General features: G+C 74.5%; 8 protein-coding genes and 1 pseudogene. 5 read left to right on the top strand and 4 right to left on the bottom strand.

Features of this window, described 5'->3' with window-relative positions; genetic code table 11:
* From BZL64_RS28460 to BZL64_RS28450, 3 genes are all read right to left on the bottom strand, one after another.
* The coding region (locus BZL64_RS28460) for a protease inhibitor I42 family protein (protein WP_244205524.1) at positions 1–349 on the bottom strand (349 nt) is incomplete at its 3' end.
* A 25-nt stretch (positions 350–374) separates the two neighbouring features.
* The gene (locus tag BZL64_RS28455) at positions 375–950 is read right to left on the bottom strand and encodes a hypothetical protein (protein WP_244205523.1); all 576 of its coding nucleotides are present in this window, start codon (positions 948–950) and stop codon (positions 375–377) included.
* 94 nt (positions 951–1,044) lie between these two features.
* Positions 1,045–2,298 (bottom strand): cytochrome P450, encoded by a 1,254-nt coding sequence (locus BZL64_RS28450; protein WP_086772036.1) that lies wholly within the window; start codon positions 2,296–2,298, stop codon positions 1,045–1,047.
* A 255-nt stretch (positions 2,299–2,553) separates the two neighbouring features.
* Between BZL64_RS28450 and BZL64_RS28445 the strand changes: the two genes are divergently transcribed.
* From BZL64_RS28445 to BZL64_RS28425, 5 genes are all read left to right on the top strand, one after another.
* Complete coding sequence (locus tag BZL64_RS28445) at positions 2,554–2,811, top strand: hypothetical protein (RefSeq protein ID WP_086772035.1); 258 nt, start codon at positions 2,554–2,556, stop codon at positions 2,809–2,811.
* A gap of 114 nt (positions 2,812–2,925) precedes the next feature.
* The gene (locus BZL64_RS28440) at positions 2,926–4,122 is read left to right on the top strand and encodes a radical SAM protein (protein WP_086772034.1); all 1,197 of its coding nucleotides are present in this window, start codon (positions 2,926–2,928) and stop codon (positions 4,120–4,122) included.
* A complete protein-coding gene (locus BZL64_RS28435) occupies positions 4,119–5,543 on the top strand; it encodes an MFS transporter (RefSeq protein WP_086772033.1) in 1,425 nt (474 codons plus the stop codon). The genes BZL64_RS28440 and BZL64_RS28435 overlap by 4 nt, the downstream gene beginning before the upstream one ends.
* 69 nt (positions 5,544–5,612) lie before the next feature.
* On the top strand, positions 5,613–7,748 hold the full coding sequence (locus BZL64_RS28430) for a prolyl oligopeptidase family serine peptidase (RefSeq protein ID WP_086772032.1): 2,136 nt from the start codon (positions 5,613–5,615) through the stop codon (positions 7,746–7,748).
* A complete protein-coding gene (locus BZL64_RS28425; RefSeq protein ID WP_143663335.1) occupies positions 7,745–8,860 on the top strand; it encodes a glycosyltransferase in 1,116 nt (371 codons plus the stop codon). Before BZL64_RS28430 ends, BZL64_RS28425 begins: the two co-directional genes overlap by 4 nt.
* Positions 8,861–8,881: 21 nt before the next feature.
* Here BZL64_RS28425 and BZL64_RS41420 read toward each other — a convergent pair.
* Positions 8,882–9,299 (bottom strand): annotated as a pseudogene (locus BZL64_RS41420) (IS200/IS605 family accessory protein TnpB-related protein); the annotation flags it as partial.

The following is a 9,299-nucleotide window of genomic DNA, read 5'->3' as shown; positions in this document are numbered from 1 at the left end:
CGGTCGGGGTGGCGGCGGGGCCGGTCGTCCGTGGGGGCAGGGTGGAGGTGTTGCCCTCGCAGGTCGTGAACGTGCAGTGCAGCAGCGTGAACCGGGTGGTCCCCTTGCCCTTGGCCTCGAAGGTGAAGGTGAGCCGGCGGCCGGCACCGGGCGCCGGTTCGTCGCCGGAGTCGGACGCGTGGTCCTGGCCGCGGCTGACCAGCACCGAGCTGTCGGGCTCGGGGTCGACCAGGTACCAGTACTCGCGGGTGGAGGCGTTCTGGTCGACGGTGAGCGTGAAGCGCTCGCCCGGCTCGGCAGTGATGCTGGTGTCGTTCACCGGGTGGCTGGTGGTGCTGGTGTCGTCCACCGGACGGCTGGTGGTGCTCGTGGAGTCATCGGCCTGTTCGTCGGTGCCCGAGCCGCAGCCCGTGGCGAGAGCGAGGAGCGCGGCTGCCGCGAGCGCGGCACCGCCCCTGCTGCCGCGGGAGATAGACGCTGTACGCATTGGGGAGTTCACTGTTGGAAGCCTTGCCCATGTGGCCGTTGATGAAGTCGTCCTCGCTGACCCAGGTGGTCGAGCCCCAGGGGTTGTACACCTGGAGCATGTCACCTTCCTGGACGATGATCGTCATGGCGTGGGCGCCCTCCTGGCCCGAGACGTCGACCGGCACCGGATGCCCCTGCGCCACCGACCTCTCGACCTCGGTGAGGACCGCCCTGCGGTCGGCGTCGCTGTTGAGGTCCTGGCGCTCGTAGTCGCGGCCGGTGGCACTGCCGACGATGGTGTCGTTGATCCGTTCCTGCCCCTCGGGGCCCATGCCGCCCCAGTTCTCGCCGCCTTCGCCTTCGGTGTGCAGCCGGTGCTGTTCGGCCACCCGGCGCCGCTTGAAGGCGTCGGCGTCGTCCTGCTGTCTGCCGATCGCCGGACGGGGTCCCGGCCGCGTCCGAGGTGTCGCGGTGAAGGCCACCCACCGCCCCGTCGGCCGCAGTTCGCGGCGTGCCGGTGGGGGCCGTCGGGCCGACGCGACCCGCTCCCCGACCGGGTGGGCCCCTCCGCCCGCCCTACGCGGGTCCGTCCGGCAGGACGGGCAGGGCGGCCAGGCGGCGGTGCAGGTAGCCGCCGCCCCAGACGAGTTCGTGCAGCGGCACCGCCGGTGTCAGCCGGGGCCAGCGGCCGAGGATGCCGGTCAGGGCCACCGTGAGTTCCAGGCGGGCCAGCGCCGATCCGGGGCAGTAGTGCGGGCCCAGGCCGAAGGTCAGGTGGCGGGCGGCGGTGCTGCGGGCCGGGTCCAGTGTTCCGGGGTCGGTGTGGCAGCGCGGGTCGTGGTTGGCCGCCGCCACGGACAACAGGACGCCGCTGCCCGCCGGAACGACCGTGTCCCCGAACCGGATGTCCTGCAGAGCCACCCGCTTGGTGCTGAAGGGTCCCGGAGTGTCCCAGCGCAGCAACTCGTCCACCGCGCGCGGAATCCGCCGCGGCTCGTCCCGCAGGCAGTGCCGCACTTCTGGGTGACCCAGCAGCGCCACCACGCTCATCCCGATCGCCTGCACCGTGCTGTCGAAGCCTGCCAGCAGCAGCATCGCCAGGAGTGAGGCCACCTCGTCCTCGGTCGCACCGCCCTGCTCGCGCCAGGCCGCGAGCACGCGGGAGACGACATCATCACCCGCGGCGGTGGCGCGCAGGGCCATCTTGCCGCGGATGAAGGCGTCGATCCGGGCGACGCTCTCCTCGATCGCGCCGGCGGTGTGTTTCGCCTTGTCCGCGAGGCGGGCCACCGGTTCGTGGAGTGCGGCCCGCTCCTCCTGCGGCACCGCGAAGACCTCGCACAGCGACCGGAAGGCGAAGGGGCGGGCGAAGGCGTCCATCAGCTCGACCGGTCCGTGGCCGCGGGCCGCGTCGGCCGCGTCGAGGAGTTCGTGCGCGGCCCGCTCGATCCGCTCACGGTGGGCGGCCATGCGCGCCGGGGTCAGGGCCGGGGTGGCCAGGCGGCGGATCCGCGTGTGGTCGGGCGGGTCGTAGTTGACCAGCGTCACGTCGAGTGCGCGCCGGCGTACGCCGGGGTCGGGAACGCGGCCGCCGCTCAGGGAGAGCCGGGGGTCCAGGAATCCGGCGCGCACGTCCTCGGCGCGGGTCACCAGCCACGCCGGCCGTCCGGCGGGCGTCCTGATCCGGGCCACGGGACAGGTCTCCCTGATCGCGGCGAGCGTCGAGTCGGGCCGGGTCAGGAACTCGGCCCCGAGCGGCTCCGGCAGCCGCTGCTCCCCGGCCGGTGCGGGCGCGGGCGCATCGGCCCTGACTGCGGGTTCGGTGTCCATGCGGAGGCGTCCTCTCGCGGTCGCGGACTGTGCGGCGGCCACCGTAGGAACGGCCGGTTGTCCGCCGGTTCGCGCCTGATGCGATTCCGGTATGCCCGCGTCCCGGCCGGGTGGGCCCGCCGGCCCGCCCACCGGGGGATTCAGCGTGGGACAACCGGTGCCGAACCGGTGCCGAACCCCCTGCTCCTAGCTTCCTGGCGGTCGGCGCACCGCCGCCGCCCTTCGTCCCGATCGCCCGTCGTATGGAGGACCAGCATGGCCGAGAACGTCGAGCCCCAGGAGACCCCCGCGGAGGACACCCCCGAGGTGGTCGCGCACGCCGCGGACAACGTCGCCTGGTGCGGCATCCACCAGGAATCGGTCGACGAGCCCGAGGTCGTCGCGCACGCCGCGGACAACGTCGCCTGGTGCGGCGTGCACCAGGAGTCGGTCGACGAGCCCGAGGTCGTCGCGCACGCCGAGGAGGGCGAGGACACCCCCTGGTGCGGCATTCACCAGGAGCACAACACCTGATCCTGCCGACCGGCCGGTCCTCCCGGCCGCGGCGGCGCACGACGCCACCGCGGCCGGGGTCCGCGCCCGACCGTCCCTCTCCTGTCCTGCCACCGCTCCGACCCGGAGGTTGCCGTGTCCGGTACGCAGTCCGTCGCCGTCCCCGCCGCCGGGGCCCGTCTGATCCGCGCCGACCGGGGGTGGTGGTTCCTGGGCGCCGGCGGATACGCGCTGATGCGGCCCGGCCAGGTGGAACCCGACGGCACCCTGCGGCCGTCGGCCGAACGCTATCTGCGCGACGCGGGCCTGTACGACGTCCGGCCCTACACCTCGTACTCGCTCACCGTGCTGACCAGCACGGACTGCAACCTCGGCTGCGGCTACTGCTTCCAGAACACCGCGCAGGACCCCAAGGGCGGCAGCCGGCCGCCGCGGATCAGCCACGCCCGGCTGACCCCCGAAGCGGTGGGACAGGTCCTGAACTTCACCCGCGAGCGCATGGACGCGGCGGGGCTGGACCGGCTGTCGCTGCTGCTGTTCGGCGGCGAGCCGCTGCTCAACCCGAGGGGCTGCCGCGACCTGCTCACCCGGGCGGGAGAACTGGGCGCCCTCACCGCGTCGATGACGTCCAACGGCACCCTGCTCACCCCGCTGATCGCCAAGGAGCTCAACGCCGCGGGCCTCGGCTCCGTGCAGGTGACCTTCGACGGCGACCGGGCCGACCACGACTCCATCCGGGTCAAGCGCTCCGGGGGCGGCACCTTCGACGTCATCGTCGCCAACATCGCGCGTGCCATCGAGAAGACCTCCCTGCGCTGGATGCTGCGGGTCAACGTCTCGCATCTGAACCGGCACGGCGTGGACGACCTGGTGGAGCACCTCGGCGCCCGTCTGGATCCGGCACGCTGCGGCATCCACTTCGCACGGGTCGGCGACGTCGGCGTCGGCTACGCGAACAACCTGCTGCACGAGGACGGCCTCGTCGAGGACTTCGTCCGCTGGCACGCCCGCGCGCTGGAACTCGGCTTCACGGTGGCCCGTCCGCGCGCCCACGTCCCCTGCCAGGCGTGCTCCTTCACCGACGGCCGCTACGGCGCGGTCATCAACGCCGACGGGGTCCTCGCCAGTTGCTGGGAGACCGCGGGCAAGCCCGGCATGGAGGTCGGCACCGTCACCGACGGCTATCTGGCCGCCGAGCAGACGGAGGGCCGCTGGGTCAGCTGCCACGACCACTACCGCTACGACGAGGAGGCAGCCGTCCGCGCCGTCTTCCAGGACCGGGTCGACGCGGGCGTACTGGACTGCCTCGACGCGGTCGGACGGCTGGGATGAAAGGCCGGAGGTCCGGGACGAAGGGCTCCCGCATCCTGCGCACGAACCCCGACTTCCGGCGTTACTGGCTCAGTTCGACGCTGTCCACCCTCGGATCCCAGCTGTCGCTGCTTGCCTTCCCGCTGCTCGTGCTCTCCATCGGCGGCAGCGCCGCGCAGGCCGGCACGGTCGCGACCTTCTCGCTGGTGACCAGGACGCTGCTGCGGCTGCCGGCCGGCCATCTCGCCGACCGCCTCGACCGGCGGACCATCATGGTCGGGGCCGATCTGGTGCGGCTCGTGGCGCTGTCCAGCATTCCCCTGGTGGCGGGACTCGGTGAGCTGGGCCAGGCCCAGTTGCTCTGCGTCGCCGTGGTGGAGGGCGCGGCCACCGCGCTCTTCGCCCCCGCGGCCACGATCGCCGTGCGCGACGTGGTGCCGCAGAAGGACCTCACCGACGCGCTGAGCCGCAGCCAGGCGGCCATGGCGTCGAGTTCGCTGATCGGCCCCTTCCTGGGCGGCTGGCTGTTCACCGTGGACCCGATCCTGCCGTTCGCGGCCGACGCGCTCTCCTACGGGGTGTCCGCCGTGCTGCTGCTGCGGATCGGCATCCGGCCCCCGCGGGAGGCCGCGGACACCGAGCGCGACAACCGGCTCACGGCCGGGCTGCGCTGGCTCACGCACCAGCGGGCGCTGCTGGCGGCACTGCTCTTCGCCGCGGGGATCAACATCGTCTCGGCGGCGGCGCAGACGACCATGGTCGTCTCCCTGCGTCAGAGCGGCGCCGGCGGGACGGCGATCGGAGCGGTGATGGGCTGCGCCGGCGTCGGGGCGCTGCTGGGCGCGGCCTCGGCGGCCTGGCTGATCAAGAGGATCCCCGCCGCCCGGCTGTTCCTGCTCATCGGTGCCGTGTGGGCGCTCGGCCTCACCGTCTTCTCCCGGACCACCGACCCGTGGACGATCGGCGCGGTGCTGGTCGTGGTCGTCTTCTTCAGTCCGCCGGCGGGCATCGTGGTCGGCCGCGCGATGCTGGTGCTCGCGCCCCGCGACCTGCTGGGCAGGGTCAGCACGGCGACGGGGCTGCTGATGGCCGGTCTCGCCTCCCTCGGACCGGTCCTGGCGGGCTTCTTCGTGGACTCCATGGGGGCGAGCCGCACGTGGCTGGCCCTCGCCTGCACGGCGGCGGTGGTCACGGTGGTGTCGTCGGTGCCCCTGCTGCGCGAGACCAGCCTGGACGCCGCCGCGGACTCGGACACGGATACGGATACGGATACGGACGGCGACCGCGCCGGAGACCGCGACCTGCCCTCCCCCTCCGGTGCGAGCCGCGCCGACCGGACCGCGGACGAGCCGCATCCCGAGCCGTTGGCACCGGACGGTGCCGGGCCCGTGGGGCTCGTCCCGGCACCTCCCCTGCCGCGTCCGGGCGCCGGCGGTCCCTGACTCCCCGGCCCCTGCTCGCCCTCGCTCTCGTCCCGCCTCCGATCCGACCGTTCTCCCTGGAGCGCCGCGATGACCGTGTCCCCGCCCCGCGACGCCGGGCCGACGCCGGCCCGGCACACGTACCCGGCCGCCCCCCGCAGCGGACCGGTGGAGGTCGTGCACGGACGGCCGGTGGCGGACCCCTACCGCTGGCTGGAGGATCCGCGGGACCCGGCCACCGTCGCGTGGAGTGCCGCCCAGGACCTGCTCTACGCCGAGGAAGAGGCGCGCTGGCCGCACCGGGAGGCGCTGCGCGGGCGGATGGCGGCGTTGCTCGCCGGCGGTGGCAGCGGCCCACCGGTGCCGCGCGGCGGGCGGGAGTTCCACCTGCGCAGGGAGGCGGGGCGTGAACTCCCGGTGCTCGCCGTCCGCGAGGGCGGCCGGACCCGGGTCCTGCTCGACCCGCTGGAGGCGGACCCGTCGGGCACCACGGTGCTCGACGCCTGGGAGCCCTCGTGGGAAGGCGACCTGGTGGCCGTACAACTGTCCTCGGGGGGTACGGAGCACTCGGTGCTGCGTGTGCTCGACACCGTGACCGGCGCGGTGGTGGACGGGCCGGTGGACCGGGTCCGCCGTTCCCCGGTGGCGTGGCTGCCGGGCGGCCGGGCCTTCTACTACGTACGCCGGCTGCCGCCGGAGCGGGGTCCCGGCGGGGCGGGCCGCCACCGCCGCGTGTATCTGCACGAGGTCGGCACCCCGGCCGACCGTGACAGGGAGATCTTCGGCGCCGGGCGGCCGGAGACCCAGTACTACACCGTGGCCACCTCGCCCGACGGCCGGCTCCTGGTCGTCGGTGCCAGTGAGGGCACCGCGCCGCGCAACGACCTGTGGACCGCCGACCTGACCGAGGCGGGTCCGGACCGGCCCCGTCTGCGCCGCCTTCCGCACGGGGCCGACGCCCGCACAGCCGTCCGCCTCCGGCCGGGCGGCGGGCCGCTGCTGCTCCGGACGACCGCCGGTGCTCCGCGCGGCCGGATCGCCGCGGCCTCCCGCGACGCCACGGGCCCCGACCGGTGGCGCACCCTGGTCGGCGAGCAACCCGGCACCGTGCTCCAGGAGTTCGCGGTCCTGGACGGCCCGGCACTGGACCGGCCGCTGCTGGCGGTCGTACGGACCCGGCACGCGGTCGGCGAGCTGACGCTGCACGACGCCCGGACCGGCGTCCCGGCCGGCACCGTACCGCTGCCCGGACAGGGGACGATCAACGGCCTGACGGTTCGCCAAGAAGGCGGCCACGAAGCCTGGTTCACGTACACCGACCATGTGACACCCACCGTGGTCCTGCACTACGACGCCGTCACCGGGCGCCTGCGCCGCTGGCCGGGCGGTCCGCCCGCCGTGCCTTCGGCCGGGGGCGTGAGCGTCAGCCAGGAGGTCGTGCGGTCCCGCGACGGCACCGAGGTGCGCCTGTTCGTGATGTCCCCCGCGGGCCGTCCCGACCGGCCCAGACCTGCCGTCCTCACCGGTTACGGCGGCTTCGGCGCCTCGATGACACCCGGCTTCACTCCGCAGGCCGTGCCCTGGGTGCGGGCGGGCGGCGTGTACGCGGTGGCCTGCGTGCGCGGAGGCGGCGAGGAGGGCGACGAGTGGCACCGGGCCGGCCGCCGTGAATACAAGCACAACACCTTCGACGACTTCGACGCCGCCGCCGACCACCTGCTCCGCGCCGGATGGGCCGCACCGGGCCGGCTCGGCGTCCTCGGCAGCTCCAACGGCGGGCTGCTGGCCGCCACCGCGCTGACCCGCCGGCCGCAGGCGTACGCGGCCGTCGTGTGCGCGGCGCCCCTGCTCGACATGGTGCGCTACGAGCTGTCGGGGATGGGCGCGAGCTGGCGCGACGAGTACGGCAGCGCGCGGGACCCCGTCGAGTTCGCGCGGCTGCTCGCGTACTCCCCCTACCACCAGGTGCGCGAGGGCACGCGCTACCCGGCCGTACTGCTGGCCGTCTTCGACGGCGACACGCGTGTCGACCCCGCGCACGCCCGCAAGATGTGCGCCGCACTGCAATGGGCCGGCACGGGTGACGGGCCGGTCGTCCTGCGCGCCGAGAGAGGCGTCGGCCACGGCACCCGCGGCGCGTCGCGCAGTGCCGGCCTCTACGCGGACGTGATGGCCTTCTTCGCCCACCACCTGAACCTCGACGTGACGGGCGGCGGCCCGGCATGAGAGTGCTGCTGTGTCCGCTGAACGACCCGGGCTACCTGTACCCGGCGCTCGCGGTCGGCCGGGAGCTGCGCCGCCGCGCCCACGCGGTCACCGTCCTGGCGGGGCCGCGGGCCGCGCCCGCCGTCACCGCGGCGGACCTGGGGACGTCGGCCGTCACGGACGGCACGGCGCTGTCGGTGGCCCACTGGACGGTCCGCGGCCCCCAGCAGTACGACGCGGTGGCGCGGGCGGTCCGGCGGCTGCGGCCCGACGTCCTGGTCACCTCCGTGCTCTGCCACGGCGCACTCGTGGCCGCAGAGGTCGCCGGCGTGCCCGTGGTGGTGCTCGGGCTGGCGGCGCACCTGTGGCCCTACCGCGACGCGGGACAGGCGGACACCTGCGGCCGCGCATGGCGCCTGACGGAGACCCTGAAGCACTACGGGGCGGTCCGGGAACTCGCCGGTCTCGCCCCCCGGCGCGACCGGTTCCCCGACACCCCGCTGCTCGGCACCGCGTTCCTGCTGCGCGGACACCCCGTCATGGAGGCACCAGACGCCGAACTGCCCCCGGCCGTACGGCATGTGGGGCCCTGCTGGTGGGAGCCGGAACCGCCGGCCGCGGAACCGCCGCCGGGTGACAAGCCCCTGGCGTACGTCCATCTGGGCCGGACCTTCGGCGGCACCAGCCTGTGGCCCCGCCTCAACGCGGCCTTCACCGCGGGCACGCACCGGGGCGTCGTGGAACTGGGACGCTCGGGTGCGCCCGAGGCCGCCGCGGGCGCCGACCTGATCGTCGGGCGCCGCCCCTGGATGAGCCCGCTCGTGGACCGGGCCGACCTCGTGCTGACCAATGCGACGTCCGCCCCCGTACTCGCCGCGCTCCTGCACGGCAAGCCGCTGCTCGTCGCCCCCAACGGCTCGGAGCAGCAGGTCCTCGCCGCCGGCTGTCTGCGCGCCGGCGTCGCCCGCAGGCTCCCCGAGACCGGCGCCCCCGCCCGGGAACTGCGCGCCGCGGTCGCCGACACCGCCGGTGATCCCGAGTTGCGTGCGCGCGCGGAGGAGGTCGGCGGGCTGCTCGCCGACGGCAAGAGCGAGACGCGCGCCGCGGATGCCGTGGAATCGGCGGCACGCTGACGACGAGTCCTCTCACCGTTCCTAAAGGCTGAGCGGGAGTGAGTCCTGTTGCCAGGTCTCATGCTCGGCCGAACGCCCCGGACGGTGTTGGGCGTTCTGGTTGCCCGCGTTCGCTCCGCGTCCGGCGCCGACGGATCGTGTCCGTGGTCCGGGAAAGCGGGGACGGGTTCCCTCACGCCCGGGGACGCCCGGCCCGGCCTGGACGGTCCGATGCCCCTGCTCATCACTCCGGTGAGCAGGGGGCGGTGCCGTCCGTCGCCGGATCGGGTGTCCCTGGGCGCGCCTTCCGATCGCCACGGCAGCAGCGTCGTGGCGAGTGGTCTCACGGGTTTTGCCGGTGAGGGGTTTCTGCCAGTGCTGGGCGCCCCACCGGCTGGTGTAGGCCGGATCCACCGCGATGACCGCGACACCCCTCTGATCCGCCATCGAGGCCAGCCGG

Source organism: Streptomyces bobili, from assembly GCF_002154575.1.
In the GTDB taxonomy this organism is placed as follows: Bacteria; Actinomycetota; Actinomycetes; order Streptomycetales; family Streptomycetaceae; genus Streptomyces; species Streptomyces bobili.
The sequence above is the reverse complement of the archived record's forward strand: the minus strand, read 5'-3'. Positions and strand labels throughout refer to the sequence as shown.